The sequence below is a fragment of the Erwinia aphidicola genome (assembly GCF_014773485.1).
Lineage (GTDB): Bacteria > Pseudomonadota > Gammaproteobacteria > Enterobacterales > Enterobacteriaceae > Erwinia > Erwinia aphidicola.
The window spans coordinates 166,262-188,115 of the sequence record NZ_JACXBP010000001.1; the positions used below are offsets into that span (position 1 = coordinate 166,262).

At 55.6% G+C, this 21,854-nt stretch carries 21 protein-coding genes and 2 tRNA genes; 14 read left to right on the forward strand and 9 right to left on the reverse strand.

Translation table 11 applies throughout. The features are described from left to right. The first annotated feature begins 601 nt into the window (after window positions 1-601). The gene (locus tag ID864_RS00720) at window positions 602-1,243 is read left to right on the forward strand and encodes a TfoX/Sxy family DNA transformation protein (protein ID WP_048916490.1); all 642 of its coding nucleotides are present in this window, start codon (window positions 602-604) and stop codon (window positions 1,241-1,243) included. Here ID864_RS00720 and yccS read toward each other — a convergent pair. Together yccS and ID864_RS00730 are read right to left on the reverse strand one after the other, a co-directional pair. Beyond that, entirely contained in the window at window positions 1,240-3,381 is a 2,142-nt protein-coding gene (gene yccS / locus ID864_RS00725) for a YccS family putative transporter (protein WP_048916489.1), read from the reverse strand. The genes ID864_RS00720 and yccS overlap by 4 nt on opposite strands. Before the next feature lie 8 nt (window positions 3,382-3,389). Next, the gene (locus ID864_RS00730) at window positions 3,390-3,836 is read right to left on the reverse strand and encodes a YccF domain-containing protein (RefSeq protein WP_099754046.1); all 447 of its coding nucleotides are present in this window, start codon (window positions 3,834-3,836) and stop codon (window positions 3,390-3,392) included. A gap of 135 nt (window positions 3,837-3,971) precedes the next feature. On the opposite strand from ID864_RS00730, the gene helD reads away from it, so the two are divergent. Next, on the forward strand, window positions 3,972-6,026 hold the full coding sequence (helD, locus tag ID864_RS00735; protein WP_191149265.1) for a DNA helicase IV: 2,055 nt from the start codon (window positions 3,972-3,974) through the stop codon (window positions 6,024-6,026). A 19-nt stretch (window positions 6,027-6,045) separates the two neighbouring features. Here the strand turns inward: helD and ID864_RS00740 are convergent, their stop codons facing one another. Continuing rightward, complete coding sequence (locus ID864_RS00740; RefSeq protein WP_048916486.1) at window positions 6,046-6,504, reverse strand: methylglyoxal synthase; 459 nt, start codon at window positions 6,502-6,504, stop codon at window positions 6,046-6,048. A gap of 77 nt (window positions 6,505-6,581) precedes the next feature. Next, window positions 6,582-7,223 (reverse strand): YccT family protein, encoded by a 642-nt coding sequence (locus ID864_RS00745; RefSeq protein WP_048916485.1) that lies wholly within the window; start codon window positions 7,221-7,223, stop codon window positions 6,582-6,584. Window positions 7,224-7,411: 188 nt separating this feature from the next. On the opposite strand from ID864_RS00745, the gene ID864_RS00750 reads away from it, so the two are divergent. Continuing rightward, complete coding sequence (locus ID864_RS00750) at window positions 7,412-7,831, forward strand: CoA-binding protein (protein WP_048916484.1); 420 nt, start codon at window positions 7,412-7,414, stop codon at window positions 7,829-7,831. Window positions 7,832-7,856: 25 nt separating this feature from the next. On the opposite strand, the gene hspQ is transcribed toward ID864_RS00750, so the two are convergent. Both hspQ and rlmI read right to left on the reverse strand, forming a co-directional pair. Next, window positions 7,857-8,174 (reverse strand): heat shock protein HspQ, encoded by a 318-nt coding sequence (hspQ, locus tag ID864_RS00755; protein ID WP_191149266.1) that lies wholly within the window; start codon window positions 8,172-8,174, stop codon window positions 7,857-7,859. 60 nt (window positions 8,175-8,234) lie between these two features. Continuing rightward, window positions 8,235-9,425, reverse strand: a complete 1,191-nt coding sequence (gene rlmI, locus ID864_RS00760) for a 23S rRNA (cytosine(1962)-C(5))-methyltransferase RlmI (protein WP_048916482.1) — start codon at window positions 9,423-9,425, stop codon at window positions 8,235-8,237. Between the two features lie 88 nt (window positions 9,426-9,513). Between rlmI and yccX the strand changes: the two genes are divergently transcribed. Next, complete coding sequence (yccX, locus tag ID864_RS00765; protein WP_048916481.1) at window positions 9,514-9,792, forward strand: acylphosphatase; 279 nt, start codon at window positions 9,514-9,516, stop codon at window positions 9,790-9,792. 2 nt (window positions 9,793-9,794) lie between these two features. Here the strand turns inward: yccX and tusE are convergent, their stop codons facing one another. Together tusE and yccA are read right to left on the reverse strand one after the other, a co-directional pair. Continuing rightward, entirely contained in the window at window positions 9,795-10,121 is a 327-nt protein-coding gene (gene tusE / locus ID864_RS00770) for a sulfurtransferase TusE (protein ID WP_048916480.1), read from the reverse strand. Window positions 10,122-10,221: 100 nt separating this feature from the next. Continuing rightward, window positions 10,222-10,878 (reverse strand): FtsH protease modulator YccA, encoded by a 657-nt coding sequence (gene yccA / locus ID864_RS00775; protein WP_048916479.1) that lies wholly within the window; start codon window positions 10,876-10,878, stop codon window positions 10,222-10,224. A gap of 233 nt (window positions 10,879-11,111) precedes the next feature. On the opposite strand from yccA, the gene ID864_RS00780 reads away from it, so the two are divergent. Further along, window positions 11,112-11,199 (forward strand) — tRNA-Ser (locus ID864_RS00780). Window positions 11,200-11,443: 244 nt separating this feature from the next. Further along, a tRNA-Ser gene (locus ID864_RS00785) sits at window positions 11,444-11,531 on the forward strand. A gap of 42 nt (window positions 11,532-11,573) precedes the next feature. Here ID864_RS00785 and ID864_RS00790 read toward each other — a convergent pair. After that, window positions 11,574-12,425 carry a hypothetical protein gene (locus ID864_RS00790; RefSeq protein ID WP_048916478.1) on the reverse strand — a complete coding sequence of 284 codons (852 nt, stop codon included), beginning with the start codon at window positions 12,423-12,425 and terminating at the stop codon, window positions 11,574-11,576. A gap of 403 nt (window positions 12,426-12,828) precedes the next feature. Between ID864_RS00790 and ID864_RS00795 the strand changes: the two genes are divergently transcribed. From ID864_RS00795 to glaH, 8 genes are all read left to right on the forward strand, one after another. Beyond that, the gene (locus ID864_RS00795; protein ID WP_048916477.1) at window positions 12,829-13,356 is read left to right on the forward strand and encodes a fimbrial protein; all 528 of its coding nucleotides are present in this window, start codon (window positions 12,829-12,831) and stop codon (window positions 13,354-13,356) included. A gap of 100 nt (window positions 13,357-13,456) precedes the next feature. After that, complete coding sequence (locus tag ID864_RS00800; RefSeq protein WP_224750356.1) at window positions 13,457-15,970, forward strand: outer membrane usher protein; 2,514 nt, start codon at window positions 13,457-13,459, stop codon at window positions 15,968-15,970. A gap of 11 nt (window positions 15,971-15,981) precedes the next feature. Then, the gene (locus ID864_RS00805) at window positions 15,982-16,731 is read left to right on the forward strand and encodes a fimbria/pilus periplasmic chaperone (RefSeq protein WP_048916475.1); all 750 of its coding nucleotides are present in this window, start codon (window positions 15,982-15,984) and stop codon (window positions 16,729-16,731) included. Beyond that, complete coding sequence (locus tag ID864_RS00810) at window positions 16,728-17,663, forward strand: fimbrial protein (protein WP_048916474.1); 936 nt, start codon at window positions 16,728-16,730, stop codon at window positions 17,661-17,663. The genes ID864_RS00805 and ID864_RS00810 overlap by 4 nt, the downstream gene beginning before the upstream one ends. A gap of 29 nt (window positions 17,664-17,692) precedes the next feature. Beyond that, a complete protein-coding gene (locus ID864_RS00815) occupies window positions 17,693-18,274 on the forward strand; it encodes a helix-turn-helix transcriptional regulator (RefSeq protein ID WP_191149268.1) in 582 nt (193 codons plus the stop codon). A gap of 11 nt (window positions 18,275-18,285) precedes the next feature. Next, window positions 18,286-18,798, forward strand: coding sequence for a fimbrial protein (locus ID864_RS00820; protein ID WP_048916472.1), 513 nt, complete (start codon window positions 18,286-18,288; stop codon window positions 18,796-18,798). A 305-nt stretch (window positions 18,799-19,103) separates the two neighbouring features. Continuing rightward, window positions 19,104-20,693: a bifunctional glucose-1-phosphatase/inositol phosphatase gene (gene agp, locus ID864_RS00825; RefSeq protein WP_191149269.1), complete on the forward strand. Its 1,590-nt coding sequence runs from the start codon at window positions 19,104-19,106 to the stop codon at window positions 20,691-20,693. Between the two features lie 185 nt (window positions 20,694-20,878). Continuing rightward, window positions 20,879-21,838 (forward strand): glutarate dioxygenase GlaH, encoded by a 960-nt coding sequence (gene glaH, locus ID864_RS00830; RefSeq protein ID WP_191149270.1) that lies wholly within the window; start codon window positions 20,879-20,881, stop codon window positions 21,836-21,838. Window positions 21,839-21,854: the final 16 nt, after the last annotated feature.

The window sequence follows — 21,854 nt, forward strand, 5'->3', positions numbered from 1 at the left end:
CTCCAAAATTTCTCGGAACTTATTCTGGCGCTACTTTGCCTGCTCTTTTGTCATGATTTGTCATAGTAGATTAAATCTTATCCTTGAGCTGTGTGGAATCTATTCTGCTGTCACGGGTGCAGGGCGGCGCAGGCGTGTTTCTACTGCAATACTCCACCACGGGAAACAGCAGGAAATAGTTATGCGAAAATTAAGAGGGTAATTTCTGCTGCCACGCCTTGAACCGGTTTTTTTCACCATCGGCTAATCCCTAAAGCCGGGGGCGATTCTGAAAGCGCGTTGCCCAGCACGGCCATCCCTGGCCGCGTGCCGAGGCCCGCAGGGAGCGTCTTTTGCTGTTCCGGCGTGCTCAGGCCGAGCTCAGATCGGTTTGCGGACGTTTAGCGATGGAAGTCATTTGTGGGGATACCTCAGGGATTGCCTCCCCGCAGCAAATCGACCTCTCCTGGTTTTTTTATTTTTTCGTTACGTCTCGCAAATCCTTTAGGTAAAACGTGGGAACTGAATTTATTCATTGAACACCTAATTGAGATTGAATACTTTCTAATGCGTTGATTTAAGGACGATAGTTAGAAAAATCTTAAATGTACAGGGAGAGATCATGACTAGCTCAAAACGTAAAATTGAAGAGGCAAAACAGCGTCTGCAGCTGCTGGGGGAAGTTGAATCGCGCACTCAGTTTGGCGGATATTGCCTGACGGTGGAGAAAACCGTTTTTGCGGTCGTCGCTGACGGCGAGCTTTATCTGCGAGCCTGTGAGCAAGTGCGGCCCTATATTGTCGAACGCAAAATGGAGCCGCTAAACCTGAAAAAGCGCGGCGTGCCGGTGGCCCTTCACTACTATCGCGTTGACAGTGATTTATGGTCAGACAGCGATCAGCTGGTGGCGCTTTCCCGCCTTTGCCTGCTGGGGGCCAGGACGCAGCAGTTAGAAAAACAGAAAAAGCGGCGGCTTAAGGACCTGCCCAATTTGGGGGTTCGAATGGAGATGCTGCTACACCAGGTGGGAATTAACAACATCGAGACGCTAAAACAGAAGGGCGCGAAGCGGAGCTGGCTGCTGCTACGCACCTGCAACAGCAACCTCGGTTTAACCGTGCTCTACGCGCTGCAGGGGGCGATTGTTGGTCGCCATTACGAAGCTCTGCCGCAGGAGATGAAAGAAGAGCTGCGCATGTGGTTCCATCGCAATGCGCAGCGGGAAGCGAAAAGAGCGCGCGAACGTAACCAGGGGTTACGCTAGCCGCGCTGCGCGATCTGTTTTTTCAGCCGGGCAATTTCTGGTAAAAGAGCCACCAGCAGGCCAACCTGCTGAAGAACCAGTGGCTCTTTCGTTGTCGTATCGGCTTCACTATGCTGAATGCGCTGCGCCAGACTATCCATCATCCGCTGAGCCTTATCCTCTTCCACAACCTCAATGTGCAGCACATCATCGACGTAACAGACGGCGTCATCCATCAGCTGCAGCATCTCGTCACTCTCCAGCTTTTCACGGTGCGCACCGAGCGCTGATATGTAGCTGAGGAAAGAGTGATTCAGGCAGAGCAGGCGAAAAGCCGCTTCACGCAGCGTGCGGTCGGCTTTGTTTTCTACCGAAAGATTAGACACCACTGAAGCCAGCTCCGCATCACCATTGTGAGCATCACGACGGGCAACGCGATACTCCAGCCGATTGTCCTTACCCTGATGGTACTGCACGAGAATCGCATCCAGATATCGGCAGTTGGCGTTCAGGGTGCGCTCTGCCACGGCAGGAAGCCGGCGGAAGCGCCAGTCAGGCCAGATAAATGCCACGGCCAGCCAGGCAATGCCACAGCCAATCAGGGTATCGACAATACGCGGGATCGCCACTTCAAACCCTTCACCCAGCAGATTGAAACAGAGCAGAACCAGCAGGGTGATAAACATCGTGGCGTGGGCGTACTGCACGTTGCGGAAGGCAAAGAACAGCACGCCGGTGACCACCATCAGAATCAGCTGCCCCTCAACTGACGGTACCAGCCACAGCAGCGGCAGCCCCAGAACAATGCCCGCAAGGGTGCCGATAATGCGCAGCGCGAGGCGGCGGCGGGTAGCGTTGTAATTGGGCTGGCAGACAAACAGGCTGGTCAGCAAAATCCAGTAGCCGTGTTGTAAACCGGTCAGCTGGATAAAGGCATACCCGGTACACAGCAGCAGGGAAAGGCGCACCGCGTGACGAAAAAGCGGAGACTCCGGGCTCATATGGCGGCTAAGCCGCAGGCGGATATCGCTCCAGCCGGTCAGCCCCTCACTGGAGAGCGTCTGGTCATGCTGTGGCCCGCTCTCTGCCAGCGCCTGTTCCGATTCAATGGTCGCCAGCTGCGCATCAATTGCCTTCAGGTTGTTCAGCAGATAGTGCATTGCTTTCACCTCTGCGCTGGCGGGCTGCTGTATCTCCAGGCGCTGCAGCGCGCTGTTGAGATTGGTAAACACTCGCTCGAAATGGGCAGCGTGCAGATACTTTTCCCGCAGCAGAATCGCACTGGAAAGTGTCTGACAGGCCTGCGCCTGCAGCGTCAGCAGGCGCTGGAAGCGAAACAGAATATCGCTGGAGCCCCAGGCTTTGCGCAGAGCGTGATACTGCACGTGTGACGAACTGGCCCGCTCGTGAATATCCTGAGCGACAAAATAGTAGTGCAGGGTGCGCCGGGTGCCGCGCTGGCCACGGTCGCCGCGCAGACGTGACTGTATAGAGGCTTTTGCCTGATTCAGCAGCGTCACCAGCTGGCTGTTGGCCATGGCAACGCCGACCAGCGTCTGGTGATCGTCGTCTTCAATATCCGGGTCGAACAGGTTCGCTTTGGCTTCAAGATAGCGCGCCAGCTGGGCATAGCAGCGCGATATACTCTCCTGCAGCGGGCGGATGGGGAACAGCAGATGCCCGGCCAGCGTCAGCAGGTTATACCAAACAGCCCCCAGCAGCAGCAGGGCAGGCTGCAGATACCACTGGGCAAACAGGTTGATCCCCAGCATGGTATAGATGGCGATCAGCAGTGCACCGAAGGCGATGGTGGCATAGCGTGGCCCCAGCGCGCCCAGCAGGATAAAGCCCCAGCTAGATACTGCCAGCCCGACGATAAACAGCCATGGATGAGGAAACAGCAGCTCAACGGAAACCGAGGCGATACAGAAACAGACCAGCGTGATCAGCAGGTTGCGCAGGCGTCCGCTCAGGCGATCGTCGAGGTCAGCGAGTGCGGCGGCGACCACGCCCAGCGTAAGCGGAATCGTCCAGGCGATCTGATGCAGCCACCAGGGAACGGCCGCCGTTCCCGCCAGTGCCAGCGTGATGCGGATATTGTAGAGCCAGCTGCTGTTAAAAGCCTGACGCCGCAGGCTGCTGAACAGGGATCTCTTCATCGAAACGGTTATTTAAAGCGTGCGCGCGCATTGGCTTCACGCGCGGCCTGAGCGACTTCCACTGAGACCACCCGGCGCCCGACCGGCCACAGGGCAATGGCGGCAATTTTGAAGTTAGCAATACCGACCGGAATGCCGATCAGCGTAATGCACTGGGCAATACCGATGCAGATATGTGAGATACACAGCCACCAGCCGAAAAAGACCAACCAGACCACGTTCAGCAGCGTTCCACCGGTATTCAGCAGCGCATTCTTACCGCCCGGGTTTAACTCATCAACGTGCATCGCCTCGTTGCCAAAAGGCACCAGCGACAGTTTGGTGATCTCCCAACATGAGCGGGTCAACGGCAGCGTGAAGATGAAAATAATGCTGACCAGCGTCGCGACCAGCCAGGCGAGGGTAGTAAAGAAACCTCCCAGCACAAAATTCAGGATATTTAATACGGTGCGCATAAACGGGTTTCCCTCTTGCGATAGCAATCATCAACGGACAATTCCTTGATTGTAACGCGTTTTAGCGCTGGAGCGGTACAGCACGGACAGTTAAACTGTCAGATGTAGAAAATAACCGCAGCCAGGGTCACCGGAATGGAATTGAAAGCAACATCGCTGGGCAAACATCTGGCACAACATCCTTATAATCGCGTGCGGCTGCTGAGCGCAGGCGTTGAGGTCAGCGGTGAAAAGCATGAATACCTGATCCCGTTTAACCAGCTACTGTCGATCAAATGCAAACGCGGCCTGGTATGGGGCGAGCTGGAATTCACGCTGCCGGATAACAAAGTGGTGCGCCTGCACGGCACGGAATGGAGTGAAACCCAGCGCTTTTATCACTATCTCAATCTGGCCTGGCAGCAGTGGAGCAGCGAGATGAGCGAGGTCTGCGCCGAGGTGCTTAGCGCGCAGGAACAGCAGATCCGTCAGGCAGAACAGCAGGATAAATGGCTGAAGCGCAGCGATATCGCCGCGTGGCAGCAGGCGATTCACAAAGCTTTTGCGGCGGTGCCTCTGCCCGTTGAGCGGCTTGACGAGTTTGATAACTGCCGGGCAGCGTATCGCTACTGTCGCCAGTGGCTGAGCGATAACGATGGGCAGCGCGTGCAGCGTAATAATCAGTGGACCGAGCGTATGCTGGTGCAGCATGCTGATTTTTTCAACCAGGTGGAAACCTCTCCGCTCAACCCTTCGCAGGCCCGCTCCGTGGTTAATGGCGAAGATGCAGTGCTGGTACTGGCGGGGGCCGGCAGCGGTAAAACCTCCGTGCTGGTGGCTCGGGCCGGCTGGCTGATGATGCGTAAGCAGGCCAGCGCGGGTCAAATCCTGCTGCTGGCGTTTGGCCGCAAGGCCGCCGAGGAGATGAACGACCGCATTCGCGCCCGTCTGCACAGCGAAGAGATTCAGGCGCGCACCTTCCACTCGCTGGCGCTGAATATTATCCAGCAGGGCAGCAACAAAGCGCCGACCATCAGCAAACTGGAAACCGATAATGCCACGCGGCAGTCGCTGTTAATTGACATCTGGCGTCAGCAGTGCAGCGAAAAAAAAGCCTATGCCAACGGCTGGCGGCAGTGGCTGACCGAAGAGCTGGAGTGGGAGCTGGAAGAGGGCAGTTTTTGGCAGGATGACCGCCTGGCGAAACGGCTGGCAAGCCGCCTTGAACGCTGGCTGGGGCTGATGCGCATGCACGGCGGGGCGCAGGCGGCGATGATCGACAGTGCCCCGGAAGAGGTGCGGGAACTGTTCAGCAAGCGGGTGAAATTAATGGCGCCGCTGATGAAGGCGTGGAAAAGCGCGTTAAAAGAGGAAGGGGCGGTCGATTTCGCCGGGCTGATCCATCAGGCGGTCAATATTCTCGATAAAGGGCGTTTTATCAGCCCGTGGAAGCATATTCTGGTCGACGAATTCCAGGATATCTCCCCCCAGCGAGCGGCACTGCTGGCAGCCCTGCGCCGGCAGAATAAGCAGACCACGCTATTTGCCGTCGGGGATGACTGGCAGGCAATTTATCGTTTCAGCGGGGCGGAGATGACCCTGACCACCGCCTTCCACCACCACTTCGGCGAAGGTGACCGCTGCGTGCTGGATACCACCTACCGCTTTAATGAGCGCATCGGTGAAATCGCCAATGGCTTTATCCAGAGCAACCCGCATCAGCTGAAGAAACCGCTCAACAGCCTGAGCAAAGGCAATAAAAAAGCCGTCTCGCTGCTGCCGCAAACGCAGCTGGAAGCGCTGCTGAACAAAATGAGCGGCTATGCCAAAGCGGATGAGCGCATTCTGGTGCTGGCGCGTTATCACTATTTGCGCCCGGAAGAGCTGGAAAAAGCGCGCACCCGCTGGCCGAAACTCAACATCGATTTTATGACTATTCACGCCAGCAAAGGTCAGCAGGCAGATTATGTCATTCTGCTGGGGCTGGAAGAAGGTAAAGAGGGCTTCCCGGCCGCGGCCAGAGAATCAGTCATGGAAGACGCGCTTCTGCCCGCTGAGGAAGACTTTCCCGATGCGGAGGAGCGCAGGCTGGCCTATGTGGCGATGACGCGGGCGAAACAGCAGGTCTGGCTGCTGTACGATCGGGAAAATCCGTCGGTGTTTGTGGCTGAGCTGAGCCGTCAGGGCGTGCCGTTACTGCGCAAGCCCTGACCAAATAGCCGCGCCGGAGCTATTTCAGGCGCTGCTGCAGATAACGTTCGTAATCCGGGATCAGGATCTCCACCGGCTGGGCGAAAAGCGGCGAGTGGATAATAAAATCAGCAGTAGCACGGTTAGTGGCGACCGGGATATTCCACACGGTTGCCAGGCGCAGCAGCGCTTTCACATCAGGATCGTGCGGCACCGCATTGAGCGGGTCCCAGAAGAAGATCAATACATCAATCTTCCCTTCAGAAATCAGCGCCCCGACCTGCTGGTCGCCGCCCATCGGGCCGCTCAGCATCGCCGTGACCGGCAGGCCGGTCGCGCGCTGCACCAGATTGCCGGTCGTTCCGGTGGCATACAGCGTGTGGTGCTGCAGCTGCTCTTTATGGGTATCCACCCACTGCATCAGGGCATTTTTACAGTGGTCATGAGCCACCAGCGCAATATGTTTTTGCGGCTGGAGAGTACGGGTTGTCTGATCCATTCAGGTATCCTGGTCGGGTGGGACGGGCAAAATCGGGTCAACAGAGGGCTGAGTGTAGCGCTGAGATTAATCTGCGATCAACTGGTATGCAGGGCTTTCATCAGCAGCACAAAGCGCTGGCGGGTGGCGGAGTCAACCTGGTGATACCACAGGCGTAGCATGCGCTCGGCCGGATGATGGCTGAAGGCGATATCCGGCATTTGCCCGGATGCCATGGCAGTCCGGCGCAGCGGCTGGGCAAAGCGCGGAACCGAGGCAATTTTGTCATCGAGGTTATACAGCACCATCGCCTGTTCTAAATCACCCTGCGCCTCACTCTGCAGGCGATCGCGCTTGCTCGCGACCTCGGCGCCATGCTCATCGAGCAGGACAAAGCGCGGGCTTTTATCAAAGTGCCTGCCGTCGCGCAGCGTCTGCAGGGCGGGAAGGGTGATAGTGACCGACTGCGCCTGAGTGGTGAAAGTGACGATTTGAGGAGCAGAAACCCAGTGGGTTGCCATAGGCGTTTGATTTTCCAGCGTGCGCTCAATGCGGAACAGCAACTGATGTTCCCCGCGCTCCAGTTCCAGGCCATCCGCGCCCTTCAGCAGCGAGCCGGAAATCTTATGTCCATCCAGTACCAGCAGATCAATATCCGGCGATAACTTCAGCGTGGTCGCCTGCACATGGGCAGCGAACAGCACTGTTATCAGTCCGATGATGACCCCGCGTAGCTTCATTGTTTCTCCGGCATGGTGAGTGATGGCTGGTCGTTGAATGTATCAAAGTCTTTCAGTATGACAGTATAGTAACATTTTAACATACTTATTCGTGCTATAAATCATGAAACGCAGCAGACGCTATTTTCCATGCGCTGACCAGGCCACAATTAGCGGCAGGCAGGTTAACCAGGTTAAGGGAGGCAACAATGAGTGATGAGACGATTGCACAAGTGCTGAAAACCACCAAAACTATTGCGCTGGTCGGGGCCAGTGACGATCCCTCGCGCCCCAGCTATGGCGTGATGGGCTATTTACTGGCTCAAGGTTATCAGGTTACGCCGGTCAGCCCGAAGCTGGCAGGGCAGACGCTGCAGGGGCAAAAGGTGTATGCCACGCTGGCAGATATTCCGCATCCGGTGGATATGGTCGATGTGTTTCGCAATGCACAGGCAGCATGGGGCGTGGCGCAGGAGGCGATAGCCATCGGTGCGAAGTCACTGTGGTTGCAGATTGGCGTTATCAACGAGCAGGCGGCCGTGCTGGCGAAAGAGGCGGGTTTGCAGGTGGTAATGGATCGCTGCCCGAAAATAGAGATCCCGCGCCTCGGCCTGACGAAGCAGGCATAAAAAACCCCGCAGCTGCGGGGTTTTATCAGTTTCTCAGGCGGGGAGCGGTCAACTGCTGGCGGATGGATGCCGCAAGCTCGTCCAGCGAGGAGTTATCCGGGTGTTCGCCGGGCAGTTTCCACGACAGCTGCGCTTCAGCCAGATAGGTTTGCACCGTCTGGCCATCATCATCTTCCATCACCACGTGATACCAGGGGGCTGAACGCATAGCATCGCTATCCACGACGTCATCAATGGCGGGTTCTTCCAGTGAATATTCCGGGTCGACATCCACCACTACACCGAGAAAACCGAGCAGCTGATGGCGTACCTGTTGTCCGATACCAAATTTGCTGGCAATCATTATTACCTCCTGAGAAATATTGCTCTTACCTGAAATGGGGGCGCGAGCAACGTTTTCAAGTCACAATACGCGGCAGGCAAAACCTTTCAAATACATCCCTTCAGGATAGCTGGTAATCACCGGGTGATCGGCGGCCTGGCGGAATTGCTCAATAAACTGCACGTCACGCCCCGCATCCACGGCAGCATCCGCGATAAGCTTCTGGAACAGATCGGTGGACATCAGGCCGGAGCAGGAGAAGGTCATCAGCATCCCGTTAGGGTTAAGCAGCTGCATGGCCAGCATATTGATATCTTTGTAGCCACGGCACGCGCCCATCAGCTGATTTTTATTCTCAACGAATTTTGGCGGGTCCATGATGATCAGATCAAACTTCTCGCCTTCATCACGGTAGCGACGCAGCAGCTTGAACACGTCATCGCGCAGGAACTGGGCCTTAGAGAGGTCCAGGCCGTTCAGCTCAACGTTCTGACGCGCCACGTCCAGCGCCGCCTGCGACGTATCTACGCTGATCACTTCAGCGCAGTTACCCATCAGTGCGGACACGGCAAAGCCCCCGGTATATGAGAAGCAGTTCAGCACGCGGCGGCCTTCGGCATAGCGGCGCGTGGCCAGGCGGCTGTCGCGCTGGTCAAGGTAGTAACCGGTTTTGTGCCCGGTCTGGATATCGACCAGCAGCTTCATGCCGTGTTCAGTAATCGGCAGCAGTTCCGGTGGCATCTCCCCCAGCACTAAGCCCTGGGTCAGCTCCAGACCCTCTTTCTTGCGCACGCTGACGTCGGAGCGGTCATAAATGGCGCAGCCCGGATAGCAGGTCTGCAGCGCAGCGATCAGCGCGGCACGCTGATACTCTGCACCGGCGGACAGTAGCTGCAGCACGAGGAAGTTGCCGAAGCGGTCGATGGTCACCCCTGGCAGTCCATCAGACTCACCGGCGATAATACGGTAGCTGTCGAGATTATCACGCTGTGCCAGCCAGTCGCGCAGCTGCTGAGCGGCTTTCAGGCGGCGCACGAAGAAGTCGATATCAATCGATTCATCCGGCTGCCAGCTCCAGACGCGGGCGCGGATCTGTGATTCAGGCGACCAGGCGGCGCGCGCCAGCCATTTACCGCTGCTGTCGCAGACATCAATCGTTTCACCGGAGGAGGCTTTGCCCTCCATCCGGGCAACCGCGCCAGAGAAAACCCATGGATGGCGGCGAAGTAAGGACTTTTCACGTCCCTTGGCAAGAATTAATCGTACGGTCATGTTTTGCTATGCTTACTTTCAGAGAGTCAGGCGATATTGTCCGGTGCCGACCGTCAAAAAGCAATCGGTGATAGGCAGAGGAGGAGAAATGGCAACGATCTGTGTGCGCGTATGGGTTCATGGCAGGGTGCAGGGGGTAGGATTTCGCTACAGCACCCAGCGCGAAGCGAAGCAGCACGGGCTGAGCGGCTATGCTAAAAACCTGGATGACGGCAGTGTGGAGGTGCTGGCGTGCGGTGAACAGTCTGGAGTGGAAGCCCTGTTGGCATGGTTGAAAGCCGGAGGACCACGCAGCGCCAGAGTGGATAAGGTGCTAACTGAACCTCACCACCCCACGCATTTTCCGCAGGGTTTCAGCACCGCTTAGCTTTACAGGCACTTAGCCGGTTTGGGTAAACCGGCAATTTTGGTGGCCTGCTTTGCCGGACCTTTCGGGAACAGGCGGAAGAGATAACGGCTGTTGCCTTTCTCCTCGCCGTACTTCTGCGCCATCGCTTTTACCAGCATGCGCACCGCCGGGGAGGTATTAAACTCCAGATAAAATGCCCGCACGAAGCGCACCACTTCCCAGTGGGCCTCGCTCAGTTCGATGGACTCTTCTGCCGCCAGCGCCAGCGCCAGCGTCTCATTCCAGTCCGCAACTGATTTCAGATAGCCCTGCGCATCGCGCTCAATCTCTTTACCTTCAAACTGCACTCTCTTGCCCCACGCTATTTAACCGGCGCCCAGTTTAGCAAACTTTTAGCGGCAAAAAAAAAGCCCCGCGCTGCGGGGCTTGATGCCAACCGGTCGCGGCTTAGTTATTACGCGACATGCCGAGCAGGCTCAGCAGGCTGACGAAGATGTTATACAGCGACACATACAGGCTCACGGTGGCGCGAATATAGTTGGTTTCGCCGCCGTGAATGATGTTGCTGGTCTCCCACAGGATCGCACCGGCAGAGAACAGAACAAACAGCACGCTGATCGCCAGGTGCAGAGCAGGGATGTTGAGGAACAGGTTGGCGACAACAGCCACCAGCAGCACCACAAAGCCGGCCATCATCATGCCGGAAAGGAATGACATATCCTTGCGCGTGGTCAGCACATAGGCAGAACAGCAGAAGAACACCAGCGCGGTGCCGCCAAGTGCCAGGCCGATCACATCGCCCATGCCGGCAGACAGGAAGCTGTTTAGAATCGGGCCAAGGCTATAACCGAGGAAGCCAGTGAAGGCAAACGCCGCCAGGATGCCGGCCGGGCTGTTAGCCAGACGGTAGGTCAGGAACATCAGGCCGTAAAAACCGACCAGCATCAGGATCAGTCCCGGTGCCGGTAGGGCATATACGGTGCTCAGCGTGGCGGTGAGCGCGGAAAATGCCAGCGTCAGGCCGAGCAGGAAATAGGTGTTGCGCAGAACTTTGTGCGTGCTGAGCAGCGAGCTTTCACGTGTGCTTGAAACGATGCGATCCATAAAACACCTCTTCTGGGTCACTAAAAAATGGCGATGGTAATATAGCAGCGAGAATAAGGAGCACAGCGCAGCGGGGAAAGGCGTTTTACCCTTCTTTACGCGCTAAAACGCTGATTCCGTGAGCAGGCTGGTGATAATCTCAACAAACAGCTGTCGATTGACGTTTTTTCACGCGATTGAAACAAAAGCCACTTTACAAGCTCTACGGGGATGTTTATAGTGCGCCCCATTGTGGAAGCGTGGCCGAGTGGCTGAAGGCACCGGTCTTGAAAACCGGCGACGGGAAACCGTTCTAGAGTTCGAATCTCTACGCTTCCACCACCAAATTCAAACGGGTTAGCGAAAGCTAGCCCGTTTTGCTATGCGCGCAATAAACAGGCCGACCCACGCCTCTCTCTGCTGCTTTCTTATCCATTTTGCTACGCGTTGCTGGTTTTAGCGGCAAACGAACACAAATGCTCACAAAATCAACAAAATAGATAAAAATAGTCTTGGCAAATGCGCAAGCACCCCCTATACTGCGCCCCATCAGTTAGCGAGACACGTCTCAACAGCTGGTACGTGTGGAAGCGTGGCCGAGTGGCTGAAGGCACCGGTCTTGAAAACCGGCGACGGGAAACCGTTCTAGAGTTCGAATCTCTACGCTTCCACCATCAAATTCAGAACCCCGGGCTTAAAAGTCCGGGGTTTTTTGTTTAGCGCATTCCAGCCAGTCCGTGCTCCACGGTGGCCAGATAGATGCAGAAGTAATCTTTAACCATCTCGATAAACGTTGGTGACAACGTCAGGTCATTGGCACCCTCTTCGATCTTCAGCAAGCCAATCTCTTCAGCGGCCTGCAGGCAGCGCCGGATATGCGAGCGGGAAACGCCGCAGCAGAATGCCGATTTCAAAATATTGAACTTGATGGTCAGGCTCTGCTGCTTAATGGTTTCCAGATAAAGATTAAACATCATCATATGCCCGCCGTCGCGGCTGAGAAACTCAGCGCTGCCGGGCACCATATCGTGGATAAAGAGACGGTTAAGCGTGATCTCCGCATAAGTGCGGAAAAATTCAGGCACGAAATTTTTGTGCTGCTGATAAAATTCAAGGTCAAAAGAGTCGGTCAGCATCGCGCAGGGGATAATCATGGTGTTGATCATACGCTGCGTTTCTGCCAGCGCCTTCGGCGTTGGCTTATAATTCAGTTTGCGCTTATCTTCACTGTCGCGATAAACCTCCAGTCTTCCTCCCACCCGCAGAAAAAGCAGGAATGAATCCAGAGAGTTACTGCTGAAAAGATCGTTACTGATACAAAAGCGTTTTACATCTTTAAAGGTACTGCTTTTACGAATGTAGTAGATGCCGAGTATTGCCGATCCGACAATAAATCGATTCGCTTTAAATAGCGTTTTGAAGTAAAGCGGATTAGTTAAGTACAGCTTAAGTAAAAGCTCATAATGACACTGGATCGCGTCATTGAGTTCCCCTCGTGCTTTGTACTCTTCAGCTTTGCATTTTAGCTTTTTTTCTAATTCTGGCTTCTTTTTGCTTATAAAAGGCATATATCACTTTCTTAGTTATATTATCTTCCGTGGTGTAAGAATTATCTTATTTTGCTATTTCGACTCTGTCAACCGAAGTGGGGTTTTTTTACTTATTTTAACATGACTAAGTGTTAATAGTAGCCGTAAAACATTTGTATTACATGCACTTAAGTTGCGTAAGATCTTTCTTAATTGCCAATATTTCTGGCTGGGTAATCTTAGGCCTTCGTAACATATTGTTTTTGATCTGATTTAAATTAACAACAAAAATGGACAGTGACTTGGGTAGTGGACTGATTAGTATTGCCTCGCTTTTAAAGGAATACCGGGGATGAGGTGGTCGATTATTGTAATTAATAACCGACGGCACTTTCATGACGAGGCTCATTCTTTCAGTTAAATATCAGTCAAGGACAATTAAATGGAAATCAAAAAAATCACCGCTGTTGCACTGTTCGCTTTGGCCACTACTGGCGTCGCTCATGCAGCCGATCAGGGCAACGGTAAAGTCACCTTTTACGGTTCAATCGTCAATGCTCCCTGCTCAATCGCACCAGGTGTGGACGATCAAAAAATTCCATTGGGTCAGGTCTCTAATTCGGACCTGGCGAACGGTGGCGAGCAGAAAGCCGTCGACTTCACCATCGATCTGCAGAACTGTGACGATGCAACCAAGCACACGGTAACCGCGACCTTCACCGGTATGGCGGGCGTTGATGGCCGTCTCGGTATCACCGGGGAAGCGAAAGGCGCCAGTATTTTACTGCGCGACGGCAGCGGTAAGAAAATCGAGCTGGGCACGCCAACCACCGCGCAGACGTTAAACGGTAACGCGAACACGCTGCAGTTTACCGCCGCCCTGAAGGGTGATGGCACCAAAGATGCGCCAGTTGAGATTGGCACCGGTGCATTTACAGCAGTTACTAACTTTACACTGGCCTATCAGTAATTCACCTCCGCCAGATAAATAACAGAGCGCCTGCAATAGCAGGCGCTATTTATCGCCCGTTGAGCATCAACCAGTGACGATTTGTGGGACCATGGGAAAAATGACCTTTACAATCAAATCGCCAGCATTCCTGGTTATTTCCATTTTTCTGGCGCTAAGTTCAACTTTGAATAGGGTTCATGCTGAAGATATTCAGTTTAACACCGATCTTTTAGACGTCGACGATCGTAATAATATTGACGTCACTAATTTTGCGCGCAAAGGCTACATTATGCCTGGCCGCTATACCCTTAATGTCCGGCTGAACGGTGACGCACTGGGCGACCGCAGCGTGGATTTTTACACCCCAAAAGAGCATCCCGATGAGAGCCTTCCCTGCCTGACACCGCAGCTGGTGGATGAACTGGGTCTGAAATCGGCGGCGACCGATGCCCTTAAATGGTGGCACGGCGGTGAATGTCTGGCAACCAGCAGCCTGGCAGGAACGCTGGTGCGCGGCGAGCTGGCTAACTCGACGCTGTCGATCAGTATGCCGCAGGAGTTTTTGCAGTATCAGTCCGCCAACTGGGACCCGCCCTCGCGCTGGGATAACGGCATTCCCGGGCTGCTGTTTGACTACAACTTCAATACCCAGGCGCGCTTTAACGCCCACTCCGGCGACCAGCGCAGCCTGAGCGGCTCCGGTGTCGCGGGTGCCAATGCCGGCCCCTGGCGTTTGCGTGCTGACTGGCAGGGGCGGCGCGACAGCCAGCGTGGTGAAACGCGCAGCAGCTTTGACTGGACGCGCTATTACGCCTACCGCGCGCTGCCGCAGCTGGGGGCCAAGCTGACGCTGGGCGAGGATTATCTGGTCTCCGATATTTTTGACAGCTTTCGCTTTGCTGGCGCCAGCGTGGTAACCGACAGCAATATGCTGCCGCCCAACCTGCGCGGTTATGCACCGGAAGTGACGGGCGTCGCCCGTACCAATGCCCGCGTGGTGGTGATGCATCAGGGCCGCGTGCTCTATCAGTCCCAGGTCGCTGCCGGACCATTTCGCATTCAGGATATTGATGATTCAGTGATTGGCGAACTGGATGTGCGGGTGGAGGAAGAAGACGGCACGGTGCAGACCTTCACGCTCAATACCGCCACGGTGCCTTATCTGACGCGCCCGGGACAGGTACGCTACAAAATGGCGCTGGGCCGACCGGTAAACTGGCAGCACGCGGCCAACGGACCGGAATTTGCCAGCGCGGAGTTCTCGTGGGGAGTCAACAACGGCTGGTCGCTGTACGGCGGCGCAATTGGCAGCGATAAATACCAGGCGCTGGCCGGCGGTATCGGTCGCGATCTGCTGGCATTTGGCGCGATGTCGTTTGACGTCACGCACTCAATGGCGCAGCTGGCGACGGGGGAGTCGCGCGCGGGAAATTCCTATCGCCTGAGCTACTCAAAGCGTTTTGATGATTACGGCAGCCAGGTGACCTTTGCCGGTTATCGCTTCTCTGAAAGCCAGTTTATGACCATGGACGAGTTCCTGGATGCGCAATCGCAGCGGGACCGCACCAGCAACAGCCGCGAGATGTATATGGTAACCCTGGCACAGGATATCCGCCCGCTGGCCGCCAGCGTGCAGCTGAGCTATAACCGGCAAACCTGGTGGGACAAGCCCGATACGGAACGTTTTAGCCTGGCCATGTCACGCTATTTTGATCTGATGGAGTGGCGCAATCTCAGCCTTTCGCTCTCCGCCTGGCGCAACCGGGATAATCAGAGCAGTGACAAAGGGCTCTATTTATCGCTCTCGCTACCTTTTGGCGACAATAAGACCATCAGCTACAGCGGTTCAACCGGGCGTGATAACAACACTCAGCAGGTCAATTATTATCAGCGGCTGAATAATAGCGACAGCTATAGCCTGAGCGCCGGCAGCAGTAATAACAGTGCTGCGATGGCGGGATATTACATTCATGAAGGTAATGCCGGCCAGATGACCGCCAGTGCCAATATTCAGCCGGGTAATTATCAGGCGTTTGGCGCCACGATGAAAGGGGGCATAAGTGCCACAACTGAGGGCATGGCGCTACACCGCCAGAATAGTCCTGGCGGCACGCGCTTATTACTGGATACCGACGGCGTGGCGGATATTCCGGTGAAATCAACTTCAGGCACGGCCCGCAGTAATCGCTTTGGCAAAATGGTTATTTCCGATGTCAGCAGCTATTACCGCAACCAGGTAGGCATTGATATTAACCGATTACCTGAAAATGCCGAAGTCACCTCCTCAATGGTGCGGGTAACCCTGACCGAGGGGGCCATCGGCTACCGGCACTTTTCCGTGCTGGCAGGGCAGAAGGCTATGGCGGTTATCCGCCTGGCTGATGGGAGCTTTCCGCCTTTTGGTGCGCAGGTATTTAACGCGCGCCAGCAGGAAGTGGGGCTGGTCGCTGATGGTGGCAGTGTGTACCTCAGCGGGCTGCAGTCCGGGCAACAGATGTCAGTGCACTGGGATGGAAAAACGCAGTGCACGCTGACGCTACCGCAGCTGGATTCAGCATCGCTGGCGAACCTGCTGCTGCCTTGCTTCAAAGCCGTAGCTAAAAACACCGAACTTTCGCAGGCTGCAAAATAAAGGAACAGTAAATGAAATCATTAATCAAGCCGGCTGCGCTAAAAACCATCGCGGCCACCACTCTGTTTATCTCCTCATTCTCATGGGGCGCTATCGCACTGGACCGCACGCGCATTATTATGGATGCCGATAATCCCTCCGTCAGCCTGACTGTCACCAATGAGAGTCAGCGTTTACCCTATCTGGCGCAGGGGTGGCTGGAAAACGAGCATGGAGAGAAAATAACCACGCCCTTAACTGTCTTGCCACCGGTTCAGCGCATTGAGCCGGGCGAAAAAAGCCAGGTTAAAATCCAGTCGCTTCCCAGCGCTAATTTACTGGCGCAGGATAAAGAGACACTTTTTTATTTCAATCTGCGCGAGATCCCACCGCGCGCCGATAAGCCGAATACTTTGCAAGTGGCGCTGCAAACCAAAATAAAGCTGTTTTACCGCCCGGCATCGCTGCAGCTGTCACCAGGTGCCTATGCCAATCCGGTACAGCTGCAGGTCAGACTGACGCGCGTTGGCGATGATTACCGTATTGAAAATCCGACGGGATACTACATCACCTTCGTCGGAGCCAGCCGCCATGAGGGGGAAGAGTCGGTCCGCGGGTTTGCGCCGCTGATGGTCGGCCCGCGGCAGAATGTGATGCTGGGCGGCAGCGCGGCCGCGCTGGGAGATGCCCCGGTGCTGCAGTACGTTAATGATTTTGGCGGACGCGTCGCGCTGCACTTCCGTTGTCAGGCGGGCAGCTGCAGGGCAGTGGCTAAATCATGAGGCGGGCACTGGTTCTGCTGCTGGTACTGCTGCTGCCGATGAAAGCGCTGGCATTTGCCTGTATTGATAAGCGTGATGGTAAACCGTTTAACGCCGTGGGGCAGCGCAATATTGACATCACCGTCAATCTGTCACCAGAGATTATTATTGGCGACGTGGTGGTGTTTGATCTCGCCAATTACTTTACCTGTAAAAATGAGCTTCCCAACAGTTACGTCGACTATATGCGCCTTAACTCGGGGACCTATCAAACTTCGCTGGATGAGTCATTCAGCAGCGGACTGGAGGTTAACGGCACCCGCTATCTTAATCCGATCAACTCGCCGATTACCGTATTCGAGCTGCGCGACGGCAACTGGCACGATCTGCAGGTAAAAGCCTTTTACCAGTTAAAGAACAGCCCGGGGCGCGGCGTGTTTATCAAGGCCGGGACGGTGGTCGCCAGCATGCAGATGTACAAATGGAGTGCGCCAGCGGGCGGGGTGTTTACCGCCAACTGGCGCATTCTTGCCGCCAACGATGCCTATTACACCGCCGGCACCTGCGAGATCAACAACAGCCAGGACATTAATATCGATTTTGGCTTTGTCGCCCGCAATCAGCTGACGCAAAGCGCCAGTCTCAGTCCGTTCAGGCAGCAGGTGAATATTCCCTATCGGTGTAAAGACACCAGTGACTGGGCGGTGAAGCTGACGCTGTCGGCGGATGCCAGCAGCTTCTCCTCGCAGGCAATCAAAACCACCAACCCCGATTTGGGGGTAGAGCTGTACCACAACGGCCAGCTGATCAAGCCTTTCGACAGCATCAATAGCCGTATCGTAAACGGTATCGGCAGCGACGATTTCACCTTTGCTCTGGTGAGGTCGGGCAATGCTCAGGTGGCGACCGGCGAGTTTAACGCCACCGCGATATTAGTGATGAGCCTGCAGTAGGGGCCGGAACGCTGGAACAAGGATGCACTATGACCGACCGTGCTTATATTACCGTCATGATGTTGGACAGTGACCGCTATTTTCAGGAGGGCGTAGTGCAGGTGCTGAAGAATCAGCTGCCGCACACGGTGGTCAGGCACAGCGCACAACTTCAGGGCAACGTCGATCTGCTGATCGCCGGGTGTGACGCGGTTTCGCTCTGTGCCGCGCAGCATTTCGCCGCAAGCATGTCGCCGCACGGCCAGCTGATCACCATCACCGATACCGCGCAACAGCGCTGGCAGTCGTTACCGCCCCTGCTGCAGGCCTGCCCGCAGTGGCTGTTGCATCGTCGCCAGTCGGAGGCCCAGCTGGCAGCGCTTTTGCGCCGGGTTATGCCGCCCGATACCCGGCTTATCATGATAGTCGACCCGCGTGCGCACAGTGAAGAGAAGCTGACGCCGCGGGAAAAAATGCTGATTGAACTGCTGCGCGTTAATGCGACACCGCACCAGATAGCAAGGTGTATGGCGCTGCATCCGAAAACGGTCAGCACCTATAAACGGTCGGTAATGCACAAGCTGGGGATGCAGAAGAATCTGGAGCTGTATCACTGGTTACTTTATTCATAAGGATGCAAATCATGAGCGGATACAGGCAGTGGCTGTGGGCCATCATGCTGGCGGCGAGCGGCGCCGTGGCGGCGGATAACAGTAATGGGTTCGGTAAAATTAATATGCGCGGGGTGGTGATCGATGCGCCCTGTTCGCTTGCACCGGAGTCGGCCAGCCTGGAAGTGGACTTCGGCCAGCTGAGCAGCGCCGCGCTGCGTAACGGGCGTGAATCTCAATCCGAAGAGTTCGTGCTCATTTTGCAACGCTGTTCCAGCATGCTGAAAAATCAGGTACGCGTCACCTTTCAGGGGACCGCCTATTCAGACGGCCTGTTTGCAGTCGGCAGCGGCAACGAATCGATCGGACTGGTGCTGCGCGACCGTAATGGGCAATCGGTATTAAATAACCAGCCGGTTGCCTGGCAGCGCATTAATGATGGCGATAATAAGCTGGTTTTTTCTGCGGCAGTGAAAGGGCGCGCGGCCACCATCGATACGGGGAATTTTCAGGCCCAGGTATTATTCCTGGTTGAGTACAACTGAAGCTGAATAAAAGCGCTGATCACCGTGCTTAACGTCTTCTGTTTTGCCCGACATCCTGCTATTTTCTTGCGAGGTGGTGATGATTAGAGCATTCCTAAAAACATCCTGTTTCTTTTCAATCCCCTGAAGCCACTAAACCGCCGGGGTCAGAGTCTGCTATATTCTCAATATCAATGACTAAACCCAGTCTCTGGCCTTATCTTGAGAGCGGTGGTGGTGAGTCAGCGCAGCGCGCTGCTCTTCTTTCTGCGCTGCAGGTTTTTGCCGGCCGGTAAGTTCACCCTTTGAATCAATGGAATAAATAGATGATCAACAAGTTCAGTCTCTGCGCGTTAGCGGTTTACTCCGCACTCTCCGGTGCTTCTGCCTGGGCTGCCGACGGCGATTATCAGCTGGAACAGGTGCTGATGATGAGCCGCCATAACCTGCGCGCCCCGCTGGCAGATAACGGCAGCGTACTGGCGCAGGTCACTAAAAAAGCCTGGCCGAAATGGGAAGTTCCGGGCGGCCAGCTGACCACCAAGGGTGGGGTGCTCGAAGTTTACATGGGGCGTTATACCCGCGAATGGCTGGCGCAGCAGGGGCTGGTGAAAGAGGGCGAATGCCCATCTTCTGACGACATTTACGCTTATGCCAACAGCCTGCAGCGCACCGTTGCCACCGCGCAGTTCTTTATTACCGGCGCTTTCCCGGGCTGTGATATTCCGGTTTCGCATCAGGATGAGATGGGCAGCATGGACCCGGTATTTAATCCGGTGATCACCAACGACAGTGAAGAGTTCAACAAGCAGGCGCTGGCGGCAATCAATGCCGAAGGCGAAAAGCTGGCCCTGAAGCCGGCCTTCCAGCGTCTGGAAAAAATCATCGATTACAAAAACTCCGCGGCTTGCAACGGTAAGAAGCAGTGCGACCTTTCCAGCACCAATCAGAACCAGTTCAGCGCTGATAATGGCAAAGAGCCAAATGTTTCCGGCCCGCTGAAGGTGGGTAACTCGCTGGTGGATGCATTCACGCTGCAGTATTACGAAGGTTTCCCAATGGAGCAGGTGGCCTGGGGGCAGATAAAAACGCCTGAGCAGTGGCAGGAGCTGGCCGCGATTAAAAATGGTTATCAGGATGCGCTGTTCACCTCCCCGGCCGTCGCGCACGAAGTCGCCGCGCCGCTGGTGGACTACATTCGCAGCATGCTGGTCGACCAGGATAAAGCCAGCGCGCCTAAAGTGACGCTGATGGTGGGGCACGACTCTAACATTGCTTCACTGCTGACCGCTTTGGATTTCAAACCGTATGACCTGCCGGGCCAGAATGAGCAGACGCCAATCGGTGGCATGGTGCAGTTCCAGCGCTGGCACGACAAGAAAAATGACAAGGAGCTGGTCAAAGTGGAGTACGTCTACCAGACATCCGGCCAGCTGCGTGATGCAGAGCCGCTGTCGCTGGACAATCCACCGAAGCGCGTCACGCTGCAGATGGCCGGATGCCCGACCGATGCCAACGGCTTCTGCTCGTGGGATAAGTTTACCGAAGTGCTGAACACGGCACTGCAGGGCACGCCGCTGCAGGTGGCTACCCCGGCTCCCGCTGCTGCTGCGCCTGCTGCCGATGCCAAACCGGCCGACGAGAAAGCCGTAGTAAACAAAGCCCTGGCCGATAAAGCGGCCGCGGATAAGGCCGCAGCGGAAAAGGCAGCGCAGGCGAAAGCATCAGCTGAAAAAGCAGCGGCAGACAAAGCCGCTGCGGAAAAGGCCGCGAAAGAGAAGGCCGCAGCCGACAAAGCTGCTGCCGACAAGGCAACGGCGGATAAAGCCGCCAGTGACAAAGCCACGGCAGAGAAAACCTCCCCTGGCGCGGCAGAGACTAAACCCGCCCCGGCGGCGGCCCCTGCGGCCAAGTGATGTAGCCGAGAGTGTGACAACAGGCCAGCAGCTGATGCTGGCCTTTTTTTTTCTCCGCTGGGCAAATGCTGCCGCCAGCGGTTAGGCATTTAACGTCTCTCCTCAGTGTAAGCAGCGATATACCCTGATTTTCTTGTTCATCCGGTGCTTTGGCACCCGACTTAACGAATCAGGAGACGCATTCAATGACCCGTTCAACCAGCTATGGTGAGATTCAGCCTGGCGAGCACAAAACGCTTATCCCAGGCGTAACGCTCTCTGACTCTCATTGCTCTTCCCGCTTACTTCTCCTCACCTTCAACGAAGAGGTCACTCAGGCTTTTCTACAGGCAGCGCGCACCTTGCCGGTTCAGGCGCTGGAGTACAAATCGATGTTGCGCTTTCACCTTGGCAAACTGCTGGACGACCTCTGCGGCAATCAGCTGCGGTCGCTGCTGAGTCGCACCCTGCAGTCGCGCGAGCAGGGGGCACTGTTAATCAATGCGCAGGGGTTGATCAGCGTTGACCGGGCAGAGGAGATGGTCCGTCTGGCCACGGCGATCGCGCATCTGATTGGCCGCGCAAATTTCGACTCGATGAGCGGACAGTACTACGCACGCTTTGTGGTGAAAAACAGCGACGATTCCGACAGCTACCTGCGTCAGCCGCACAAGCCGCTGGAGCTGCATAATGACGGCACCTACGTGGATGAACCGACGGATTTTGTGCTGATGATGAAAATCGACGAGCAAAATATGCAGGGCGGTGAGTCGATTCTGCTGCACCTTGATGACTGGGCGCAGCTCGACAGCTGGTTCAGCCATCCGCTGGCGCGGCGTACGATGCGCTGGTCGGCACCGCCCAGTAAAAATACGCCGCACAGCGTTTACCACCCGGTATTTGGCGTGGACGAACGCGGCCGGCCGGTGATGCGCTACATTGACCAGTTTGTTCAGCCAAAAGATTTTACCGAGGGCAACTGGCTGACCGCGCTGTCGGACTCGCTGGAAAACAGCGGAGGTAAAATCTACGTTCCGGTGCCGGTGGGCAGCATGCTGTTGATCAACAATCACTTCTGGCTGCACGGGCGCGATAAATTCCTGCCGCATCCGGCGTTACGGCGCGAGCTGCTGCGCCAGCGCGGTTACTTCACACCGGTGCTGTAATCGTCGGGCAGGGAGG